Origin of the sequence: Jilunia laotingensis, assembly GCF_014385165.1 — a bacterium.
GTDB lineage: Bacteria > Bacteroidota > Bacteroidia > Bacteroidales > Bacteroidaceae > Bacteroides > Bacteroides laotingensis.
This window is the reverse complement of sequence record NZ_JACRTF010000001.1, coordinates 3,621,145-3,644,058: the sequence shown is the minus strand read 5'-3', so window position 1 is coordinate 3,644,058 and position 22,914 is coordinate 3,621,145. Positions and strand designations below refer to the sequence as shown.

The following is a 22,914-nucleotide window of genomic DNA, read 5'->3' as shown; positions in this document are numbered from 1 at the left end:
TATATATTGGACATAATTCCGAATAAACCTTATTATCGTATAAAATAAATCAGTGAGACCGCTGCTTTTGTCGGGCCGACATAGTTCTTAGCACCACTCTTTACTTTCGGGCTGCAACTCACACATTTGTATTTATCATATTCGATCCGTGCATATCCAATCCCGATACTCGCTTCAATGCTCCATCGTTTACTAAATACCCACTGATGTCCCACGCTTATTCCTACTCCATAAAAGTAACCCTCATATCGGTGATCTTTTAAACCGGGATATATCTTAAAAGGTAAAGCCAAACCCGCAATACTAAACTCACCCCCGTGAAGATGAATACCCCAAAAAGTTCCATTGAAACGTTCGCACACCCAGTAGCGAAACTCGGGTTGTGCCAGCCAGTGCTTAAACCGTTTATGATCTCCAAACGTAAATGGGTTATAACCTCCATATAAATCCAAAGTGGTTTTCTTCCCTAATCCTATCTCCAATGCAAGATTCGGAGTAGTAGTGGCATCATAAACCAAATTGTTTTTCAATGCTACATGCTGGGCATTCATTGTAACTGAAAGTAAAATTGCAACTCCTAAAAGAAAAATCTTCCTCATATTGATTCTTTTATATATATGTATGTTACGACTCAAATCTTAATCAATTTGTATATTGCAAATATCGGGGATTACGATCATTCAGATGGGATAATTATATTTCTCTGATCGTTGAAAGATAGCTGAATGCCACGCCAATAACGAGACATATAAAGAGAAGAGTTACAGAATGCAAAAATAAATAGGAAAGAAAACGAATAGTTTCATTTTACGCAAATCAGCGTAGAACAGGTTACGATTTGAATAAAAAAGAAAGAGACAAAAAAGAAATTGATTTAATTCTATACGGTATGGAAAATGTAAGGAAGCATAGGGCAGACTTTCGATTCATATATTGAAACACGAATAATCATTAAGATTTTAAGGAGATACCTTTAAGTCATGAGATACATACTACACAAATTACGCGAATCACACAAATCATCATTTCTTGTTCTTGTGCAATTCGCGTTCCAGTCCTTTGGTATATAAACGAATATCAGTTATACGATTTTATACCGTTGTCGATTCTCTAGCATTCAAAGGAGCATCTTTTTCAGGGACACTGAACTCACGATCAGCAAAAAGATCGGCCAAACCTGAAAGTTGTTTCAATCTGAGTAACTCATCTCTATCCATACCTATATTCTTCATAATCCACTGATCGGACATTCCAGCCTTATCCAACTCAGCCACGATATGACACATCAATTCTATATTATGTGTTCCACGGGCACGGTTATGACGAATAGTAGAACTCATACGATTAGAGATATCCTTGTCGATGACCACTATAGGTAAAAGACCGTTCTCACGCTGATAAATACGTTTCGATGTCTTTAGTACAGAAAACCGGTGGAATCCATCCACCAGAATATACTGATCTTTCTCTTTGTCATAATAACACACACAAGGCATAGTAAATCCGTCTTCCCATATAGATAGTTCCAGCAATTTCATTTCCGGAGGAGCTACGATATTCGGATTATAATCATTGGCTATTACCTTCTCTACAGGCACAGCCTTTACAGCGTACACCGGGCTTGTTTTCACACTCATTGCAGTATATTTTTATATTGTTCCATTATTTGACTTCTTTTGCTTATCTCTTCCTTAGTTGGCGAGAACCCCATATATTTGCAGGCATGATCATTCTTCAGAATGCATATGCACATGCGTTTATAAGTAGGGATTTCCTTAAATTCAGGAATATTGATGTCATCTTGATATTCCATACGTACCGGCTTTTTGTAAGTCTTATAATTACTATTATCCATTACAATAATAGGAACTTTGGCGGCTATCAGTTTCTGAATTGTAGCTTCACTCAGGCACCCACCTTTGGTCCGCCAGAAATTCACGCTCACCGACAACTTCCTCAAATATGCTTTCCGCGTTCTTTCCGGTAAAGTAGATAAGAGGAAATACATAAAATCTTTCCATGTATATCCTTCGGGCAATTTGATAGATTGCCATCCCATTGCATGAGTTCCGCCATACATACTTGTGAAATTCACCCCATTTACCCGTCCTACCATTTTGCCCCAGGTATCGGGGTCGATAGCCCGGTAAAGAGCCAAACTCTCGATTGCTTCTCCAATGAAGGGACTGGCTACACGTTGACGTTCCAGATTGACCCCGGCACGATAATACATATCATACAAAACATTGTAATCCCAATGAAATTTACCATTAGCCGTCCAGACATCCGTTGTTTTCCAATCGAATATAGGATAAGCATTGTAAATATCATTCCCTACTTTAGAAGTCCAGCGGTATGTGTGATACATCTGATATTTCCGGTTCAAGTAAATACATCTCCAACGGTTAAAACTCTCCTGTGTACGGATTCCGATCAGGCAACAAGTGCGTACAGCATCATTCTTATCATGAATCCATTTGGCAAAGCGCATTTGAAATTCATAATCCCACATGGTAGTATTAAAGAATGGGAAATCTTCCTCCGTCATTGAATTTTCGGGCATAGAACGTACCCAAAGCTCTTTTTTGCTTTTCTCCCATGGACGCCAAAAAGATTGATACATGGAAGTACACGTTGCCACTCGAAAAGGAGCGCATACTCGATACACCTCAATAATATCCTTATTCGCCTCGATCATCCGGTCTACATAATCGATAGTCATCCGGTACTGGATTTCATAATCCATATGAAAAACTCCGATTTTTCGATTCAGTTTGTTACGACGTATATAATCAATGCAAAGATTTAGAAGTACTCCACTATCCTTTCCTCCCGAAAAAGAGACATAGATATTATCAAACTCACTAAAGATCATCCGCAAACGTTCTTGCGCCAACTCGTAGACATTTTTAGCTTCCGTTACTTTCTTCATTCACTCCTCCGCATCTTTATATATTGTTTCCAACTCTTTTCGATTTTAAAACCATATTTCTCAAAAATCATCCGATGTTGAATCTGGACAACCGCATATACGTTTTTTTCTTCATCAAAAACAGCTAAAGCATCGACTAGAAGACGGGAAAAAGCTTCTTCCCCGCCTCGATTGAAATAATAATTATTCATGATTATATTACCTCCCCTTTTCTCCACCGGGATGAAACCAACCACCTCTTTTCCATTAATGGCAATGAACCATAGAAATTGGTCTGTTGTCTTAAAAGGATAATTATTGTTCGATTTCAGTATCTCAGGGTCCATTACAAGGGGACCAACAAGCCTATAAAGCTGTTTATCAGTTCCGTGTAGTTTTAATGTTTGTATCATAATCGCTAAACATTTATTGTTTTGTTATATGGTATATTGTTACAACCATCATTTGGGCATCCTCCTTCTTCCCGAATTCCCCATCCGCTTCCGGGACACACTGCAATCACACGTCCCATAGCTGATTCAGGTACAGGAAGAAATATATGTAAAGAGGGTTTAAAAGTGCCTTTCATTTCATCAAAGTAGAAATTGTCTGAGCTATTAGTATTTGACATTCCTTGCCGCCATAAATCTATATCAAAAAGCGTACACACATTTTGTAGATGGACATGCTTTCCAACCAGTAAAAACAACAAATAAATAGAGATTATGCCTATTGTCTTTTTCATGATATATTTATATAATAGTTTGGAACGTTATAAAATTGATTTTAAGACATGCAAAAGTACTTAAAAACTGCCATAAAAAAAAGAAAATGAAAGTTAACTATCACTGTTTTCCTTTTTCCCCATTGTATTTAATCCGTAGACAAAGTGGAAAATGAGTAAGAGCCCGGCCTATTTAATTCGGCATCCCGGAGGAAAACGACCGCTACAGTATGTATAAACTAAAAAAGCAGAAGGCTCCAGTAATCACTGAAACCTCCTGCCTTCCCTGAGCGGAAAACGAGACTCGAACTCGCGACCCTAACCTTGGCAAGGTTATGCTCTACCAACTGAGCTATTTCCGCAAACATATCTTCCGTCAATACACAATCACAAGGACTGTGCCCAGAACAGGACTCGAACCTGCATGCCTCTCGACACACGCACCTGAAACGTGCGCGTCTACCAATTCCGCCACCTGGGCAATTAAAATATGTGCTTAAAATAAATGAGCGGAAAACGAGACTCGAACTCGCGACCCTAACCTTGGCAAGGTTATGCTCTACCAACTGAGCTATTTCCGCATTTCTTTAACGTTAGTGAAGAGAAGGAGACTCGAACTCCCACGACATAACTGTCACTACCCCCTCAAAGTAGCGCGTCTACCAATTCCGCCACCTCTCCAATAACTCATTAAAGACATTTGAATTCTCCATCTTCTTGTGCCCAGAACAGGACTCGAACCTGCATGCCTCTCGACACACGCACCTGAAACGTGCGCGTCTACCAATTCCGCCACCTGGGCAAAGAAAAGATTTCCAATATTTCAAAGATGAGCGGAAAACGAGACTCGAACTCGCGACCCTAACCTTGGCAAGGTTATGCTCTACCAACTGAGCTATTTCCGCATTTTTCGTTTGCGGTTGCAAAGGTAGACAAATTCTGTAAACGTGCAAACATTCCGCCTGTTTTTTTTCGCTTTAAAGAATTCACTTAATGCCTCCCGCAAAACAATTAATTTGATTATCAGCTCATTCTATCCCGATAGTCTTCATAAGAAAATTGTTTGTATATTTCAGCTTTCCCCTCCTTTGTCCACAACGCAATGGCAGGATGATGAATCCCGTTGAACATGTTCGTTTTGACCATAGTATAGTGGATCATATCTTCAAAGACTATCCGTTCACCGATTCTCAGTTCATGATCAAAACTCCAATATCCCATATAGTCACCACTCAGACAGGAGTTCCCTCCCAAACGGTAAACGTGTTTTCCCTCCTGTCCCATTTTCGCACCCCACACCGCTGGCTGATAAGGCATTTCCAGGCAATCGGGCATATGGCAGGTAAAGCTGACATTAAGGATGGCTGTCCGGATACCACGGCTTTCTACTATATCGACTACCTCTGAGGTAAGCACACCGGTCTGCCATGTGAATGCAGATCCGGGTTCGAGAATAATACGCAAATGGGGATAGCGAGATTTTAATCCTTGAAGCAAACCGACTAAATGATCCGTATCATAATCCTTTCGGGTCATCAGATGTCCTCCGCCCAGATTCAGCCATTGTATCTGAGGAAACCAACGGGAGAATTTTTCTTCAATATGCTGCAAAGTGTGTTCCAGTTCAAAAGAAGACGATTCGCAATGGCAATGGCAATGGAAGCCTTCAATGCCCTGTGGAAGTACGTCAGGCAAAAGATCCGCAGTGATGCCGAAGCGTGTTCCGGGGGCACAGGGGTTATAAAGTTCCGTCTCCACTTCTGAATATTCCGGATTGATGCGGATGCCGCAAGACACCGCGCTGCCTTTCGTCAAGGGATGAAAACGATGGAACTGCGCAAGTGAATTAAAAGTGATATGGCTACTACAACGCATGATCTCCGGAAAGTCCTGCTCTGTGTAAGCGGGCGAATAGGTATGCGCTTTACTTCCGAACTCTTCCAAAGCCAAGCGTGCTTCATAAACGGAGCTTGCGGTGGAATGACTGATATATTCACGGAATATGGGAAAAGATCTCCACATAGCGAAAGATTTAAAAGCAAGGATAATTTCCACCCCCGAACGGTCGGCAACACTCTTAATCAAAGCAAGGTTCTTTCTCAACAATTCTTCTTCCATGATGTAACATGGAGAAGGAAACCGGGTAAAGTCTATCATTTTCAGAATATGGAATTTGGTAATTAACAGATAGAATTAAGGTGCAAAAATACGGAATGTTTTCCAATAATTCATACCTTTACGAAATGATTTGATTCTTCACCAAAAATTTAGAAAACGATATGGATAAAGATTTAAAAAAAGTTGTGATTTTGCTGGCTCACCCTCACATCAAAGAATCACAAGCTAACAAAGCATTGGTGGATGCTGTAAAAGAAATGGACGAGGTGGCTATTTACAATCTCTATGAGTTGCCTGGTGAAACCGCATTCAACGTGGATGAATGGAGCAAAATCATTTCACATGCTTCTGCCGTGGTATACCAGTTTCCTTTTTATTGGCTTTCGGCACCGTCACTCCTAAAAAGATGGCAAGATGAAGTGTTTACTTATCTCGCCAATACGCCTGCAGTAGCCGGAAAACCATTATTGGTGGTAACTACGACAGGTTCCGAATCGGATGCCTATCGAAGTGGTGGGAAAAACCACTTTACAGTAGATGAATTATTGCGTCCTTATCAGGCAGGTGCAATTCATGCCGGAATGGTATGGCAAACTCCTATTGTCGCTTATGGAATGGGAACCGCAGAGGCAGGAAAAAACATAGCGGAAATGGCAAATCAATATAAACAAGAGATTAAAGAATTGATAGGAAAGGGAAATGCCGGAAATAATTGGTAGTATTCCCGATAGATTGAAAAAGTAAAAGTGATTAAGAATTTCATTGGGCATGGATAAAAATATTCATGCCTTTTTCTTACAAAAAAGAAGAAAATTATATAGAGCGCAAAGAGGTAAATAAATTCCATAAATGGTACAATTAACAGCAAAAGGCCAGATCACAAGCGTCGATCTAAACGATTTTCAATTCCACAATCGGTACAATTAACAGCGGAGCGCATGCTAAAGGCCATAACACCGGAAGCATGTTTCAATTCCACAATCGGTACAATTAACAGGATCTATCAGAAAGTGAAAACCGTGCTTCCCCAGAGTTTCAATTCCACAATCGGTACAATTAACAGAGCTTTAATCATTGCCTGTTCGACTAGAAAAGACGTTTCAATTCCACAATCGGTACAATTAACAGGCAGCGTGGAGAAGTACCGTGAGGCCGGTATCAACGTTTCAATTCCACAATCGGTACAATTAACAGAATCTGGCCAACGTTCACATCTACGAGAACAATAGTTTCAATTCCACAATCGGTACAATTAACAGGATTCTCAATAGTAACAATGCCACCTTTACCATCGTTTCAATTCCACAATCGGTACAATTAACAGTGCGTTGAGTCCGCTGATATCCGGTTTTTTCAAGAGTTTCAATTCCACAATCGGTACAATTAACAGGTCTATATGACAACGAAATTGATATTGACGAAAATGTTTCAATTCCACAATCGGTACAATTAACAGCCTATAGATTACAAAAGCCAACCAACTAATTACCAGCAATTTACTTTCTTTCCCTTTCCATTTATTCCATTAAAAATATGTCGACCTTCAATCATACTAAAAACATTGGAGATCGACACACTATTTAATAATCTGAAAATCAATAAATCAAAGAGCGTATACGATCTCTACCATTAATATATAGTATGCAGATGCAGGTCATCGACATACTAATAAGTATAATCACCCTCTCCTTTTCACCGTTGAGTAGGCAACGAAAATTCCTGAAAAGCAACCTCGGCATTGTCTCCCGCGGCAACAGATACACGGATGATTATCTCACCTTCCTTTAGTTTACTTCCTGCCGTTATGGTAGCGGTATAACGTATTCCTTCACCGGGAGCAATTTCTTCGATCATGACGGACGGAGAGATATAAATATGCTTCGTACCGGTTACTTCCTCCACCATAGGAACGACATCGTAAACAGTATTGCGTCCCTGGTTTACAATCTCGAAGATCACTTTACTGCTCTCCCCGGCATCAATTACGTGATTTCTATTATCATCGATAAAGCGGATGTTACGTATTTTCAGATCGGGCATCGAAACAGGTCGCTGCACCTGAGATTGGGGTGCGTATTTCTTCTTCTCTATGATTTCCACATATTCATCCTCCTGTTGCCGGGGAGTCGAGACTGCATTTCCAATGGCAGCACCAGCGATAGTGCCCACAATGGTACCGATTGCCGATCCTCTGTATCCTCCATGCCAGCCATGATTATTTTCACCAATCAGCCCACCGATTGCGCTCCCAACGGTACCACCGATGGAGGCCCCTGCCATAACGGCTCCGGGATTGCCGGACATCTGCCCGGTAGCACAACTGCCCAACAAAAAAGTGGACAGAACCATACAAACTACAATTTTCTTCATCATTCATCCTCCATCATTTCTGAGATACTACTTTAAAACGTGCAAAACGAAGCAAAAGTTGCTTCTCCCCTGCATTTTTAAAACGAATGGTAGCCTTCGCATTGTCACCGTTGCCTTCCACTTTCAATACTTCGCCCAGTCCGAAACGTTCATGTTCGATTTGTTGACCGGGGCTTACAATTACAGGGGTTCCTGTCCCGGTTTTCGTTGCGGCAGAAGAGGTAGAAGAGGCGGAAGAGCCAAGTGCGGCAGAAGAGCCGGAAGAACCAAAGGCAGCAGAAGAGTTGGAAAAGCCAGAGGCAGCAGAAGCAACAGAAGAAGCCGAAGCCATCGGAGATACCGCATCGCTGACTTTTTTCAAATTCCGTGGAAGTATAGATGGATTGATCAACTGTACCTTCTGCCGTTCGCGACGGAAACGCTGCACCCCTTCGTCCACTTGCCGGCTCAAACCAGCTTCTTGGGGCAAACGGAGGAAACAGGTGTCGATGTCCCTTAAAAAACGGCTCGGTGTACCGAATTCCATTTTCCCGTAGCGAAAACGGGTTTTGGCAAAAGACAGGAAACAATGCTCCTCGGCACGGGTAATAGCCACATAGAACAACCGCCTCTCCTCCTCCATGGCACGGGGCGAATCGCCCGCCATGCCGCTGGGGAAAAGGTTCTCCTCCATGCCTACCACGAACACGTTGCGGAATTCAAGCCCTTTGGCGGAATGCACGGTCATCAAAGTCACTTTCTCGCCATCGCCTTCTTTGTCGGAATCCTGATCCGTCAACAGAGAAACCTCGGAAAGGAAATCCGTCAACGAGATGTTCGTGTTTCCCTCCTCTTGGCGGGCGGCACAAAAATCATTCATACCGTTGACAAGTTCCTCGATGTTCTCTTTACGGCTCAGATTTTCAGGCGAATTGTCCTGGCACACGTCATTCATGATGCCGGACTGACGGATAATTTCCGTTCCCATATCGTAGGCATTCTTGGTGATGTCATCCGTCTGCATGTGAATGAATCCTTCAATCAACTCCCTGAATCCCTGCAATTTATTGTGCGTACCCTTATTTATTTCCAGCCCGTAACTCAACGGTTCACAAAGGACGTTCCACAGGCTGACATTATTCGCGGTTGCGGCAGAAATGATTTTGCCCACGGTGGTCTCCCCTATCCCACGCGCAGGATAATTGATGATGCGCTTGAAAGCCTCTTCATCGTTCGGGTTGACCACCAGGCGGAAATAAGCTATCACATCCTTGATCTCCTTCCGCTGGTAGAAAGACAGTCCTCCATAGATTCTGTAAGGCATACTTCGTTTGCGCAACGCCTCTTCAAAGATGCGGCTTTGGGAATTCGTACGGTAAAGGATGGCGAAATCCGAGTAGCCGTACTCCTTTTCACGCCGCAGGGAGGCGATCCGGTTCACGACAATCTCCCCCTCCTCCACATCACTGTACGCCTGGAACACACCGATGGCCTCCCCCTTCTCCTTTTCGGAAAAGACCTCCTTGCGTATCTGCCGCTCGTTCTTCTCGATCAGGCTGTTGGCGGCACAAACGATGGTCTGTGTCGAACGATAGTTTTGTTCGAGCTTGAACACCTTCGTGTTGGGATAGACCTTCGTGAAGTAGAGTATATTGTCGATATCCGCCCCCCGGAAGGAGTAGATGCTCTGCGCGTCATCGCCCACTACGCACACGCGCTGGTTTTCTTTCGTCAGTTGAAGCACGATGCTGTGCTGGGCATAATTGGTGTCCTGATACTCGTCCACCAGCACATAACGGAACTGTTCGCGATAGCGCGCCAGCACATCGGGGAAATCACGGAACAGAATATAGGTATACACCAGCAGGTCGTCGAAATCCATGGCTCCCGCCTGGCGGCAGCGTTCCCAATAGCGAAGGTAGATATCGCGCATGGCAGGCATCCGGGCGGACTGGTCTTCACGGAATGCCTCCTGGTTGGAGGCATAACCGGAGGGAGAGACCAGATGGTTCTTGGCATTGGAGATGCGCGCCATCACCGTTCCGGGCTTATAAGTTTTCTCGTCAAGCGCCATCTCTTTGATGATCGAACGCAAAAGGCTCTTGCTGTCCGCCGTGTCATAAATGGTGAACTGTGAGGTGAATCCGATGTGCCGCGCCTCGGCACGTAGTATCCGGGAGAAAATGGAATGGAACGTCCCCATCCAAAGATAACGGGCACGCTTCTCACCCACCTGGCGGGCAATGCGTTCCTTCATCTCCCTCGCTGCCTTGTTGGTAAAAGTGAGTGCAAGGATGTTCCACGGATCATACCCGTTTTCCAGCAAATAGGCTATCTTATACGTCAGCACGCGGGTTTTTCCCGAACCGGCACCGGCTATCACAAGGGAAGGCCCGTCATTATAAAGTACCGCATCACGCTGGCTTTCGTTCAATTCTTCTATATAGTTCGTTTCCATAGCGACAAAAATATAACATTCATTTGACAATGAATAGATTTTTATATACTTTTGTGACCTGACCTCACAGAAAAAGATTGAAAAGTATGATAAGAAAGAGTTTCTTTTTTATTGCCATCTTCTTTATAAGCATGACAATGGGTGCCGGACAGGTAATGGCACAAAAGCAAGAGCGTGTAGAAAAACTTCTGAAGTTTCTCAGTGAAAACGAATCCGAAAAGTTCCAAAAAAGCCGGGAAAAATTGGATGAAGAGACCGTACAGGCTTTCGCCTCTGAGATAGGTCTGATCGACCTGATGAACCGGCTTTGGAATCAGCCGGACAGCAAATGCGCCACCGATTATTACCCCGCGTTCGAGAAAGCCGGCAAAGGTGCTTTCCCAGCCATCTGCACCGCAGCCAAACTGGACATCGCAGACCTGCAAAAGCGTTCGGATGCTGCCATCTCCGCCATCCTTGAAGCTGATGCGGACAAGCTGACCCTCAGCAAGCAGTTGGCAGACCTCGTGAAAAGCACCGGCTATCCTGCAACGCAGGCGCAAATGGACCACTTCTACCAAACGAGAGAAGATGCGTTGATGGCGGAAAGCGAAAAAGCCGCCAGCATTGCCAAATGCGAAAACTACTTCAAGGAGTTTCCCGACGGGCAATACCTGCCACAGTTCATGAACCAATACAACCAGTTGCTGTACAATGCCGTGAAGCGTTCACCGACCGATACGAATTTTAAAAGGTTCTTCGACAACATGGAGTTGAACAAATTTTTCAACGGCATGTCCAACCGCAAATATACCCAGGAAGTACGTGCGCTGTACGATGACTACCTTTTCTCCATGATCGGACAAGCGGGAGCGTTGGCATCGAAAAAACAGTGCATCGACAATTATGAGCATTCCAGCTACCTCGGAGAAGGCGAAAGGAAGCACACCACCGAACTGGAATACACGAAAGACAGCGTTGACTTCGAATTGATGAAACCCGAGATAAACAGCGCTACCAAACTGGAACTGGTTTGCGGCTATCTGACAACACACAAGTACAAGGAGTTTCGTGACAAAGCACATGCACTGCGCAACCAGTACGAAGATACGTTAATATGGATCACTCCTACGTCAGTGAAGACCTATGTAAAAGGATTGCTGATGAAATCGGAAGAGAAACAGAACAATAAAACCCGGATCTCGACATACGCCTATCTGGATAACGGCAAACCCGCCTCTGTCAACGTAACGGACAACGGATTGCAGTTGCAGACCTCCTTCTTGTACGATGCGCAAGACAGATGCGCACAAGAGATACAGGTGAACGTTAAAAGCAAAAAAGAGGTTTACAAAAGAACCCGTAACTTCGATGCCAACGGAACCGTCCTGAGCGATTCGCTGAAATATGCGGACGGCAGGCTGGTATTGAGCAGTTATAACCGGCAAGGCGAGCTGATCGAGGAAAAGACGTTCAACAAAGACGTTATGCTTTCGTCAACCGCGCACCAGTACGACAGCAAAGGACGCATTGTAAAGTCACAATACGTGCTGCCCCTCCCCGCCAAACCTCTTCCCACACAGATAAGCTCCAGGACGGATATTTACGAATACGACAAATACGGATACCTGCACAAGATAACGTCCACACAAATATTGGTAAACAATGAAAAAAGAACCTGCGTCCAATACTTCATGTACGATGAGTACGGCAATCCCGTAGACAGCAATACTTATTACGAATACAATCCCAACGGACGATGGATTCGCAAGGTCGTAAAAGACCATCCTGAATGGACGGAAGAGTGGGTGATCAATTGATAATTAAAAATTAATAACGGGGAGAATAAGGAATAAGAGGGAGGCTGAAAACGCCTAAATAGTGGTTAACGATTTTAACCACTATTTTTTTATCCTATTAAACATTTATGGGGTCTGATGCGTTATAAAGATATAATTAACAATCAAACATTATGAATACATTAATAATGTCTTTAATATTTATGACCATGACTTACGAAATGCCCAAACTTCCTTACGCAAACAATGCGTTGGAACCTGTAATCAGTCAGCAAACCATAGACTACCATTATGGTAAACATCTGCAAACTTATGTAAACAACCTCAATAGCCTAGTTCCCGGAACGGAATTCGAAGGAAAAACGGTAGAAGAAATCGTGGCTACGGCACCCGACGGTGCCATCTTCAACAATGCGGGACAGGTATTGAACCATACCCTTTATTTCCTGCAATTTGCCCCGAAGCCTTCTAAAAAAGAACCTTCTGGCAAGCTGGCAGAAGCCATCAAACGCGACTTCGGCAGCTTCGATAACTTCAAAAAAGAATTCAATGCAGCCGCAGTGGGACTGTTCGGTTCAGGATGGGCATGGCTGTCCGTAGATAAAAACGGCAAGCTGCACATCACCAAAGAGCCTAACGGCAGCAACCCCGTACGCGCAGGTTTAAAACCATTGCTAGGATTCGACGTTTGGGAACACGCTTATTATCTGGATTACCAGAACCGCCGTGCCGACCACGTCAATGCCATCTGGGACATCATCGACTGGGACGTTGTCGACAAACGAATGTAAGCCAACAGACTTAGAAAATTTACAAACGAATGAAATAGACCCTTCATCCTCTTAAGAAAGAGCCGTCGCTTCAGCATTGAAAGTCGACGGCTTTTTTCATGTGCCGGCAAATGCCGAAACCATCGGCAAGCACATTAACAATACACTGAAAAATTGAAGGAAGTTCCAACTGTCGCAAAATTTACGACAGTTCAAAATGAAGGTGAAAGAACAGTTTCACGACAAGTAGAATATTATAATCTCGAGCTAGTTACATCAGTTGGCTACCGTGTCTACACACACGCACTTCTTTTCTTTACCAATTCATCACTTATGAAAAGAAAAGTTGCCTTTGCATACAACAAACATAATGAGCTATTGAAGTAATGCATAAGAGCAAAATTCCTTTATATACTTTAAGCTACCATAATGACGGTTGGTATGTGGTATTTATAGGAAGTATTGCAACCATACTTTTTGCGATGATAGGAAATCGAATTTTCAGATAAAGTAAGGAGGTATGATATGAGTATGCTTGGATTAATTTTCACAACAGCCGCTGTATTCTTGGGATGAACATATACCAAGTCTGGCAAGAAATGGCTCAAAAATCTATAAACAATGTCATATAAATATTTCAGAAATAGAACTAAAAATATTTATATGACATTGCAGTCTACTGTTTTTATTATCGCTCGTGCCCCAACATCTCTCCCAGCCTCCATGCCTGTATGTGGCGTATTCCGCCCCGTGAAGGCAAAGGCGCGCGATCGGCAGACACGATCCATTTCTCATAATTGTCCTGTATGGATGCAAGCGAGGAATACAATGCTTCCGCAACCGATTCATCCGCCAATGATGCGATGCATTGGATATAAATAATGCGATCATCCTTACAAGCCATGAAATCAATGGTCTTGTTGCGATGTACCCCCACATATACGGCAAAACCGGCACGTCTCAACGCCATATAAACATGGTTTTTGAAAGCCACCTCCGGCTGCCGGGCAAAGAACGGATAAAGATAAAGCATGAAGGCCCAATCGTTCATATAATAACGACAACTCCCTAACACGATCTCACGGGTGCGGACTTGGCAACGCTCCACACGATGAATCAGAAAAGTATCTTCCAGATAACCTATATAATTGGCAACGGTGTCATAACTTGTCTTCCGGTTCAACGTGTTGAAATGGCTGACAAGAGTAGTGACGGATACCGACTGTGACAAATGGGCGGCAAGATAGATCAACACTTCTTCCAAAAGTCCGGGGTCTTTGATCCGGTAACGCTGCACGACATCGCGGAACAAAGCGGTATTTTTGAGTGCCGAGACATAGCCCCGGTGGTCTTCCCCGGCAGGTAATGCTGCCAAACGAGGCAAAGCACCATGTGCCATATATTCGGTATAACTATTGGCAGAGGCTTCTGTCCGTTCGCGTTCAACGTACTCGGCATAGCTGAAAGGAAAGATCTCAAAACTGACACAATGGCGAAGCAAAAGTTGTCCGGAATCTCCATCGAGCATCCGCGCGTTGGAGCCACTGATGAAAAACTCACAACTACTGACATAGTCCTGAGAATGGGAAAGGACAAACTGCTCCCAACCGTCGATATTCTGTATATCTTCTATAAAAAGGTAAATCTTTCCTACCGGATGGAGCCTTTCACGATAAGTGCCAAGAAGGGCTTCCAATCCTTCACGTCCTTTCAGACAACCGGAATCGGTAAAAGCACGACTGATATAAAGCAAATTGCGCGGTGATACCCCTTCTGCAAGCAAATGGAGCATGATTTGCCGGAGGAGGCAGGACTTACCAGCTCCCCGCTGACCGACCAACACTTTGACCAGCTTGTTGCCTATGTATCCGAAGATGCGGTTGGTATAGCATCCACGTGCCATTCCACCATCCGGCAGTTGCCCTTTCCAGTAGTTAGAGAGACTTAATTCATCAAAATAATTATTCATATACTAAAAAAGTTATGCTTTCACTGAATTATTCGAATACAAATAAATATCTAACATTAAATAGTCAAAGATTCATATCTACTTGAATAATATCGCGCAAATATAGATATTTTCTGGCAAAACTAAAAGATTGATATAAAAATAAGGCTCTCATCTCGAAGAAAATGCCGAACATTGCATCAGAAAAAATCAACTATTAAAAATAAAAAGAACATGAAGAAAGCTCTTATTTCCGGAATCACCGGGCAGGACGGATCATTCCTTGCCGAATTTTTATTGCAAAAAGGATATGAAGTACACGGCATACTCCGCCGCTCTTCGTCATTCAACACAGGACGCATCGAACATCTCTATTTCGACGAATGGGTACGCGACATGAAACAAAAACGTACCATCAACCTGCACTATGGCGACATGACCGACTCCAGTTCGCTGATCCGCATCATCCAGACCGTGCAACCGGACGAAATATACAACTTGGCGGCTCAAAGCCATGTAAAGGTTTCATTCGATGTACCTGAGTACACAGCCGAATCGGATGCCGTTGGCACATTGCGTATGTTGGAGGCCGTACGCATCCTGGGACTGGAAAAGAAAACTCGCATCTACCAGGCTTCTACTTCCGAACTGTACGGTAAAGTGCAGGAAGTCCCGCAGAGCGAAACGACTCCGTTCTATCCGCGCAGTCCGTATGCAGTTGCCAAACAATACGGATTCTGGATCACAAAGAACTATCGTGAAAGCTATGGCATGTTTGCCGTAAACGGCATCCTCTTCAACCACGAAAGCGAACGTCGTGGCGAGACTTTCGTAACGCGCAAGATCACGCTTGCCGCTGCGCGCATCGTACAAGGCGAACAGGACAAGCTCTATCTGGGGAATCTGGATGCACGCCGTGACTGGGGATATGCCAAAGATTACGTGGAATGTATGTGGCTCATCATGCAGCATGACGTGCCGGAAGATTTCGTGATCGCTACCGGAGAGATGCACACCGTACGCGAATTCTGCACGCTGGCATTTGCCGAAGCGGGTATCAATCTGCGTTGGGAAGGCGAGGGACTGCACGAAAAAGGTATTGACACGGCAACGGGGAAAGTACTGGTAGAGGTAGATCCCAAATATTTCCGCCCTGCCGAAGTGGAACAATTGCTAGGCAATCCGACCAAAGCAAAAACCGTGCTGGGATGGAACCCTTGCAGCACACCGTTCCCCGAACTGGTAAAGATCATGGTACGCCACGACATGGAGAAAGTAAAAAAGATGATTGCCACCAAATAAAGAGGATGATTCGCATGGAGAAAAATGCTAAAATATACGTTGCGGGACACCGCGGACTGGTGGGTTCCGCCATCTGGAAAAACCTGGAGGAGAAAGGCTACACGAACCTTATAGGACGTACTCACAAGGAACTGGACTTACTGGATGGCGTAGCCGTGCGCCAATTCTTCGATGAAGAACAGCCGGAATATGTATTTCTCGCTGCTGCCTTCGTGGGCGGTATCATGGCAAACAGCATCTACCGGGCGGACTTCATATACAAGAACCTACAAATCCAACAGAATGTGATCGGAGAGAGTTTCCGTCACCATGTAAAAAAGCTGTTGTTCCTTGGCAGCACTTGCATCTACCCGCGTGATGCGGAGCAACCGATGAAAGAGGACGTATTGCTGACTTCACCTTTGGAATACACGAACGAACCGTATGCCATCGCCAAAATCGCCGGACTGAAAATGTGTGAAAGTTTCAATCTGCAATATGGTACTAACTACATTGCCGTGATGCCGACCAACCTGTACGGCCCGAACGACAATTTCGACCTGGAGCGGAGCCATGTCCTCCCGGCAATGATCCGGAAGATACATTTGGCTCATTGCCTGAAAGAAGGAAATTGGGAAGCAGTACGCAAGGACTTGAACACACGTCCGGTAGAGGGCATTGATGGCAATAGTCCCGAAAAAGACATATTGAACCTACTGAAAAAGTATGGGATCAGCGAAACCGAAGTCGTGTTATGGGGAACCGGAACGCCTTTGCGCGAATTCCTGTGGAGCGAGGAAATGGCGGATGCCAGTGTTTTCGTGATGGAACATGTCGATTTCAAGGATACCTATAAAGAAGGTGAGAAAGACATCCGCAACTGCCATATCAATATCGGTACAGGCAAGGAAATCACGATTCGCCAACTGGCTGAACTGATCGTCGATACGGTAGGATACAAAGGGGTACTGACTTTCGACAGTAGCAAACCGGACGGCACGATGCGCAAACTGACCGATCCTTCCAAACTTCACAGCCTTGGATGGCATCACAAGGTGGATATCGAGAAAGGAGTACGGAGAATGTACAATTGGTACTTGCAATAAGATACTCAGACGCGGGTTTTGCGGAATCCGCGTCTGATATCAAAAAGCACGTGAATCTCCTGAAACTTTCGGCTTCCCATCAACTTTAAGCTATATAAGTTTTCCAATCTCAATTAAATAGCTATATTTGCACAATTTAATATCAAATGTGCAAAAACAATGGAACAAAGTTTTATAGCTTACATTGAAAACAGTATCAAGAACAATTGGGATCTGGATGCCCTGACAGATTATAAGGGAGCCACCCTACAGTATAAAGACGTAGCCCGCAAAATAGAAAAGCTACATATCATCTTTGAAGAAAGCGGTATCCGCAAAGGAGACAAGATAGCCGTCTGCGGACGGAACAGTTCTCATTGGGGTGTTACTTTTCTTGCCACACTGACGTACGGGGCGGTAATTGTCCCCATCCTGCACGAGTTCAAGGCGGACAACGTGCATAACATCGTCAATCATTCCGAAGCCAAATTGCTTTTCGTGGGTGACATGGTGTGGGAAAACCTGAATGAATCGGCAATGCCCTTGCTTGAGGGAATCCTGATGATGAACGATTTCTCTTTATTAGTGTCCCGGAGCGAAAGACTGACCCATGCCCGCGAACACCTGAACGAACTGTTCGGCAAGAAATACCCTAAGAACTTCCGGAAAGAGCATGTGGAATATCATAAGGACCAGCCGGAAGAATTGGCGGTCATCAATTACACTTCCGGAACGACCAGCTACTCAAAAGGAGTGATGCTCCCCTACCGTAGCCTATGGTCGAACACCCGGTTCGGTTTTGAAGTGTTGACCTTGAAACCGGGAGACAAAATCGTCTCCATGTTGCCGATGGCGCACATGTACGGGCTTGCGTTCGAATTCCTGTACGAGTTTGCCGTGGGATGCCAGATCTACTTCCTCACCCGTATGCCAAGTCCTAAGATCATCTTCCAGGCTTTTGCGGAGGTGAAACCCAACTTGGTTGTAGCCGTGCCCTTGATCATCGAAAAGATCATCAAGAAAAACATACTCCCGAAGCTGGAAACCCCGACCATGAAACTGTTATTGAAAGTACCCATCATCAACGACAAGATAAAATCGACCGTGCGCGAACAGATGATCCAAGCCTTCGGTGGAAATTTCGAAGCTGTCATCGTGGGAGGTGCTGCGTTCAACCAAGAGGTGGAACAGTTCTTGAAGATGATCGACTTCCCGTATACGGTAGGGTATGGCATGACCGAGTGCGGCCCGATCATCTGCTACGAGGACTGGAAACGCTTCAAGCCTGCATCGTGTGGCAAGGCCGCTCCACGCATGGACGTGAAGATATTGTCGTCCGATCCTGAAAACATAGCGGGAGAGATTGTCTGCAAAGGACCGAACGTCATGCTGGGTTACTACAAAAACGAAGAGGCAACCCGTCAGGTGATCGACAAGGATGGATGGTTGCACACCGGAGACTTGGCACTGATGGACGAGGAAGGCAATGTCACCATCAAAGGACGCAGCAAAAACATGTTGCTGGGTTCCAGCGGGCAGAACATCTACCCGGAAGAGATAGAAGATAAATTGAACAACTTGCCTTATGTAGCGGAAAGTATCATTGTGCAACAAAACGATAAACTAGTGGGGCTGGTTTATCCCGATTTCGACGATGCCTTTGCCCACGGATTGAAGAATGAAGACATGGAACGGGTGATGGAGGAAAACCGTGTGGCGCTCAACGCCATGCTTCCGGCTTACAGCCAGATTTCCAAGATGAAAATCTATCCGGAAGAGTTCGAGAAGACTCCGAAAAAGTCCATCAAACGTTTCCTATACCAGGAAGCGAAAGGATAAGAGCCAGTTCCCAACTTTGCTCATCCTTCTTTTGAGGAAAGTTTAAAAAGGCTCTCAGATACGAAACAGCTTTCGTTTTGGCCAGGTTCTTCTAAGAAAAAAGAAAATATGAATATGAGAAAACTATTTCTCCCACTTGCAATGCTTATAATGGCAAGTGGGATGTTGCCCGCACAGAACAAGAGCGCAGGCATCAACCTGTCCATATGGAAAGGGGTAAGCACCCAACCGTTGGATAGTTTACAGACCACGTATTTCAATATCGGTATCCAGTCGAGCATGAACCGGATGAACGGTTTGGGAATCAATGTATTGGGCAGTGTTATCGGTAGGAACATGAACGGTATGCAGGTTTCTGGTCTTGCCAACATGGTAAGCGGAAGTATGAGAGGCATCCAATTGTCCGGAATCAGCAATATCAACGGAAACAACATGATCGGGCTATCCGCAACGGGGCTAACCAACATTGCCGGCAATCAGATGAAGGGGGGTCTATTGTCCGGCTTGTCAAATATCACCGGTAACAACAGTGCCGGGCTGATGGCAAGCGGCATCATGAACATTTCGGGTGATAAAGCAAAAGGTGTTCATTTGGCTGGAGTCGCTAATGTCACAGGCTCCACCTTCAATGGTTTGATGGCTGCCGGACTCCTGAACGTAGCAAGTGAACATATGAACGGTGTACAGATATCTGGTTTAGGCAATATCGTGGTATCACGTATGAATGGTGTACAGATCGGTTTAGCCAACTTTTCTACCAAAGCGAGAGGATTGCAGATCGGACTTGTGAATTATTACAAAGACGAGATGAAAGGTTTCCAATTGGGACTTGTCAACGCCAATCCGGACACAAGGGTGCAAATGATGATTTTCGGTGGTAATGCAACAAAACTAAACGTAGGTGCCCGGTTCAAGAACAAGTTGTTCTACACGATAGTGGGTGCCGGCACGCATTATCTGGATTTCAGTGATAAATTCTCCGCTGCGGTGTTCTATCGCGGAGGTATCTGGTTGCCGTTATGGAAGGATCTGACAATCAGTGGCGATCTAGGCTATCAGCATATCGAAACTTTCAAGAACAAAGATTATGGTATTCCTGCACGGCTTTATGGCCTGCAAGCTCGCTTGAATCTAGAATATCAAATTACAAAGAAGTTCGGAGTCTTCGCTTCCGGAGGTTATGGTGGCAGCCGTTACTATAACAAAAATGTGACCTATGACAAAGGGGTGATCGCAGAGGCGGGAATAGTACTGTTTTGAGAAGGAAGAGCTTAGAAGGAAGAATTGAGAAGGAAACATTAGGGATTTATTCTTACACAAATATAGCTTCCGACTGAGGATCTTCGACCTCACCGATGAACACCCCGTTGCTCACCGATGAAGAGCCCCTTCATCACCGAGATGGAGGCCGTTGCTCACCGAGGTAAAAACAGGAGATTCACCGCACTAATTATCAACCACTTAAATACATCCATTTTATATTTCAACACGGATATGGGAAACTGAAATTTGTTGACATTTCCTAAGTTAAAGATACAGTAGACGCTTCACCTAACATGTGATTCAAGTTTTATACTCAGATTATACTAAACTTCCCGGATTCAGGTCTTATACTTGAATCCGGGAAGTTTCTATCTACATAAATTCCCCTTAGCTTCTTTCTTTTATCAACCCCATCTGATAAGCCACCAGTAGTTTCTTCAAATCCTGAACCTGAGCCATCAGTTCCTTCCCTCTATCAGTGTCTTTCACCATCATGCGTTGCGAGTTGAACTCAATGACAAAAGTGGTCGATTTAATATCCAACCCTTCTCTGATAGCTTTCTGTCTGGACTCAAAAGGATCATGTTGAACCAACTGCAAACCATGCGAATGGTATACCAATGTATATCCTGCTATGCCCGTCTCCGGCTGGTATGCTTTGGAAAAACCTCCGTCAATGACAAGAAGTTTCCCTCCCGCTTTTATAGGCTGCTCACCCTTGATAGTCTTCACAGGCACATGCCCGTTGATGATATGAGTATGCAGACCAGTCACCTTGAATTCCTCGAGTATCTTTTCACAGATTTCCTCGCTGTCGTGTAAATTGTAATAGGCACCTTTCTTCTCTTTATGGAGTGCCTTGTCAGCAATGAAATAGCGTTCGAAGGTTGCCATCTTGTCTTTATCGAAGGACGGAGAGTCCGGCCCGCACCATAAATACCAGATATAGTCCATTGCAAAAAGCTTCTCATCATCATCTTCTTCCTCGTAATAGGCGCAACGCACCAACTGGTCGATCTTATCCAGCAGCTTCTTTCCACTGTATTTCTTCCCTCGTATCTTGACCTGCTTAAAACTGCCATCCTCGTTCATCGGAACGGAAGCATGGTACAACAGATTAGAGTTACAAACCAGATACATCCCACCGTACGTGAACAGGCAACGCATATGCTTTTTCAACTTCTCACTGTTCACAAACGAATTATGCAGCTTTTCTACCAACTCTTTTTCCTCTTCAGACAAGCGGTAAGGATCTTTAGGATCCACCGTCGGGAAACTGGTATCGAGCATTTCATACTCTTTACCTTCATAGACAAAGATGCCGCGCTCAAAATCTATCTTCTCCAGTAACTTACGGTTCTCCATGCCAAATTCGGGACGACGGTTGATGATCTCCGCCTCCAACTTGAACTGGATAATCGCTATGGCTTTATGCATCTGGGTGATCAGTCTCAAAGTTTTTTCGTTGTAGGCCGCATCCGCGAAATTGGTTTTCGGAGTAAAGACGGTACAAGGATCATCCGCGTACATATCCATGGCAAAGGTTGCCAAAGGCAGAAGGTTGATGCCATAGCCATCTTCCAAAGTAGCCAGATTGCCGTATCTCATAGACATGCGGATCACATTCGCCATACAACTCGTATTGCCTGCCGCTGCACCCATCCAAAGAATATCATGGTTTCCCCATTGGATATCGAAATTATGATAATTGCACAGCGTGTCCATAATGATATGCGCACCGGGGCCGCGGTCATAAATATCTCCGACAATATGCAACGAGTCGATGGTCAACCGTTGGATCAACTTACACATGGCTATAATGAAGGCATCGGCACGTTTCGTGCTGATTATGGTACTGACGATAACATTGATGTAAGCATGTTTATTGGGTTCTACACTCGACTCGTGGAGCAACTCCTGTATGATGTATGAGAATTCCTTCGGCAATGACTTACGCACTTTGGAACGGGTATACTTGGAAGATACGTTCTGGCATACTTTCACCACCTGGTTGAGCGTTATCATATACCAATCGTCCATATCCGATTCCTGCTCCTTCACAAGTTGCAATTTCTCCTCCGGATAATAGATCAACGTACACAACTCTTTCTTTTCCGATTCGCGCAAAGTGTTGCCGAAGATCTCGTTCACTTTCCGCTTTACCGCACCGGAAGCATTTTTCAACACATGCTGGAAAGCTTCGTATTCACCATGAATATCCGTCAGGAAATGTTCCGTACCCTTGGGAAGATTCAATATAGCCTCCAGATTAATGATTTCAGTACTCGCATCAGCGATGTTTGGGAAGCTGCGCGACAATAATTGCAAATAACGCAAGTCACCAACAATGCTTTCTGGTGTGATGTTACTTTGAGCGGTCATAATAGTTA

General features: G+C 44.5%; 18 protein-coding genes, 6 tRNA genes and 1 CRISPR repeat array. Of the genes, 8 read left to right on the top strand and 16 right to left on the bottom strand.

The features are described 5' to 3' along the window. Positions 1–32: 32 nt before the first annotated feature. The 12 genes from H8744_RS14070 to nspC all read right to left on the bottom strand — a co-directional run bounded on the left by H8744_RS14070 (position 33) and on the right by nspC (position 5,792). Complete coding sequence (locus H8744_RS14070; protein WP_262435433.1) at positions 33–599, bottom strand: DUF3575 domain-containing protein; 567 nt, start codon at positions 597–599, stop codon at positions 33–35. Between the two features lie 492 nt (positions 600–1,091). Continuing rightward, the gene (locus H8744_RS14065; protein WP_262435432.1) at positions 1,092–1,637 is read right to left on the bottom strand and encodes an IbrB-like domain-containing protein; all 546 of its coding nucleotides are present in this window, start codon (positions 1,635–1,637) and stop codon (positions 1,092–1,094) included. After that, positions 1,634–2,932 carry a DUF3440 domain-containing protein gene (locus tag H8744_RS14060; protein ID WP_262435431.1) on the bottom strand — a complete coding sequence of 433 codons (1,299 nt, stop codon included), beginning with the start codon at positions 2,930–2,932 and terminating at the stop codon, positions 1,634–1,636. The genes H8744_RS14065 and H8744_RS14060 overlap by 4 nt, the downstream gene beginning before the upstream one ends. After that, the gene (locus tag H8744_RS14055) at positions 2,929–3,324 is read right to left on the bottom strand and encodes a hypothetical protein (RefSeq protein ID WP_262435430.1); all 396 of its coding nucleotides are present in this window, start codon (positions 3,322–3,324) and stop codon (positions 2,929–2,931) included. Before H8744_RS14055 ends, H8744_RS14060 begins: the two co-directional genes overlap by 4 nt. A gap of 5 nt (positions 3,325–3,329) precedes the next feature. Continuing rightward, positions 3,330–3,656 carry a hypothetical protein gene (locus H8744_RS14050; protein ID WP_262435429.1) on the bottom strand — a complete coding sequence of 109 codons (327 nt, stop codon included), beginning with the start codon at positions 3,654–3,656 and terminating at the stop codon, positions 3,330–3,332. Positions 3,657–3,924: 268 nt separating this feature from the next. Further along, a tRNA-Gly gene (locus H8744_RS14045) sits at positions 3,925–3,997 on the bottom strand. A 37-nt stretch (positions 3,998–4,034) separates the two neighbouring features. Continuing rightward, positions 4,035–4,116: transfer RNA gene (locus H8744_RS14040), tRNA-Leu, on the bottom strand. A 27-nt stretch (positions 4,117–4,143) separates the two neighbouring features. Beyond that, a tRNA-Gly gene (locus tag H8744_RS14035) sits at positions 4,144–4,216 on the bottom strand. A 16-nt stretch (positions 4,217–4,232) separates the two neighbouring features. Further along, positions 4,233–4,316 (bottom strand) — tRNA-Leu (locus H8744_RS14030). Between the two features lie 39 nt (positions 4,317–4,355). Then, positions 4,356–4,437 (bottom strand) — tRNA-Leu (locus H8744_RS14025). A 30-nt stretch (positions 4,438–4,467) separates the two neighbouring features. Further along, positions 4,468–4,540, bottom strand: a tRNA-Gly gene (locus H8744_RS14020). Between the two features lie 118 nt (positions 4,541–4,658). Beyond that, complete coding sequence (nspC, locus tag H8744_RS14015; protein ID WP_262435428.1) at positions 4,659–5,792, bottom strand: carboxynorspermidine decarboxylase; 1,134 nt, start codon at positions 5,790–5,792, stop codon at positions 4,659–4,661. A 122-nt stretch (positions 5,793–5,914) separates the two neighbouring features. Between nspC and H8744_RS14010 the strand changes: the two genes are divergently transcribed. Further along, on the top strand, positions 5,915–6,472 hold the full coding sequence (locus tag H8744_RS14010; protein WP_262435427.1) for an NAD(P)H-dependent oxidoreductase: 558 nt from the start codon (positions 5,915–5,917) through the stop codon (positions 6,470–6,472). Positions 6,473–6,652: 180 nt separating this feature from the next. Further along, positions 6,653–7,209: a CRISPR direct-repeat array (repeat unit 31 nt; unit sequence GTTTCAATTCCACAATCGGTACAATTAACAG). 236 nt (positions 7,210–7,445) lie between these two features. Here the strand turns inward: H8744_RS14010 and H8744_RS14005 are convergent. Beyond that, positions 7,446–8,123: a YMGG-like glycine zipper-containing protein gene (locus tag H8744_RS14005; protein ID WP_305067505.1), complete on the bottom strand. Its 678-nt coding sequence runs from the start codon at positions 8,121–8,123 to the stop codon at positions 7,446–7,448. A gap of 13 nt (positions 8,124–8,136) precedes the next feature. Next, the gene (locus H8744_RS14000) at positions 8,137–10,560 is read right to left on the bottom strand and encodes an ATP-dependent helicase (RefSeq protein WP_262435425.1); all 2,424 of its coding nucleotides are present in this window, start codon (positions 10,558–10,560) and stop codon (positions 8,137–8,139) included. A gap of 86 nt (positions 10,561–10,646) precedes the next feature. Here H8744_RS14000 and H8744_RS13995 point away from each other — a divergent pair, with 86 nt between their 5' ends. The 3 genes from H8744_RS13995 (at position 10,647) to rhuM (ending at position 13,495) form a co-directional block, all read left to right on the top strand. Beyond that, on the top strand, positions 10,647–12,359 hold the full coding sequence (locus H8744_RS13995; RefSeq protein ID WP_262435424.1) for an RHS repeat domain-containing protein: 1,713 nt from the start codon (positions 10,647–10,649) through the stop codon (positions 12,357–12,359). 152 nt (positions 12,360–12,511) lie between these two features. Further along, positions 12,512–13,129 carry a superoxide dismutase gene (locus H8744_RS13990; protein ID WP_305067381.1) on the top strand — a complete coding sequence of 206 codons (618 nt, stop codon included), beginning with the start codon at positions 12,512–12,514 and terminating at the stop codon, positions 13,127–13,129. A gap of 153 nt (positions 13,130–13,282) precedes the next feature. Beyond that, positions 13,283–13,495 carry a RhuM family protein gene (gene rhuM, locus H8744_RS19075; RefSeq protein ID WP_369411024.1) on the top strand — a complete coding sequence of 71 codons (213 nt, stop codon included), beginning with the start codon at positions 13,283–13,285 and terminating at the stop codon, positions 13,493–13,495. Between the two features lie 301 nt (positions 13,496–13,796). Here rhuM and H8744_RS13985 read toward each other — a convergent pair whose 3' ends face one another. Beyond that, positions 13,797–15,077 carry an ATP-binding protein gene (locus H8744_RS13985; protein WP_262435423.1) on the bottom strand — a complete coding sequence of 427 codons (1,281 nt, stop codon included), beginning with the start codon at positions 15,075–15,077 and terminating at the stop codon, positions 13,797–13,799. A 213-nt stretch (positions 15,078–15,290) separates the two neighbouring features. On the opposite strand from H8744_RS13985, the gene gmd reads away from it, so the two are divergent. The 4 genes from gmd (at position 15,291) to H8744_RS13965 (ending at position 20,521) form a co-directional block, all read left to right on the top strand. Then, a complete protein-coding gene (gmd, locus tag H8744_RS13980; RefSeq protein ID WP_262435422.1) occupies positions 15,291–16,358 on the top strand; it encodes a GDP-mannose 4,6-dehydratase in 1,068 nt (355 codons plus the stop codon). A gap of 14 nt (positions 16,359–16,372) precedes the next feature. Then, a complete protein-coding gene (locus H8744_RS13975) occupies positions 16,373–17,443 on the top strand; it encodes a GDP-L-fucose synthase family protein (protein ID WP_262436276.1) in 1,071 nt (356 codons plus the stop codon). A 159-nt stretch (positions 17,444–17,602) separates the two neighbouring features. Then, positions 17,603–19,261 carry an AMP-binding protein gene (locus tag H8744_RS13970; protein WP_262435421.1) on the top strand — a complete coding sequence of 553 codons (1,659 nt, stop codon included), beginning with the start codon at positions 17,603–17,605 and terminating at the stop codon, positions 19,259–19,261. A 114-nt stretch (positions 19,262–19,375) separates the two neighbouring features. After that, positions 19,376–20,521, top strand: a complete 1,146-nt coding sequence (locus H8744_RS13965; protein WP_262435420.1) for an LA_2272 family surface repeat-containing protein — start codon at positions 19,376–19,378, stop codon at positions 20,519–20,521. Positions 20,522–20,911: 390 nt separating this feature from the next. Here H8744_RS13965 and H8744_RS13960 read toward each other — a convergent pair whose 3' ends face one another. Continuing rightward, positions 20,912–22,906, bottom strand: a complete 1,995-nt coding sequence (locus tag H8744_RS13960; RefSeq protein WP_262435419.1) for a fructose-1,6-bisphosphatase — start codon at positions 22,904–22,906, stop codon at positions 20,912–20,914. Positions 22,907–22,914 lie beyond the last annotated feature (8 nt).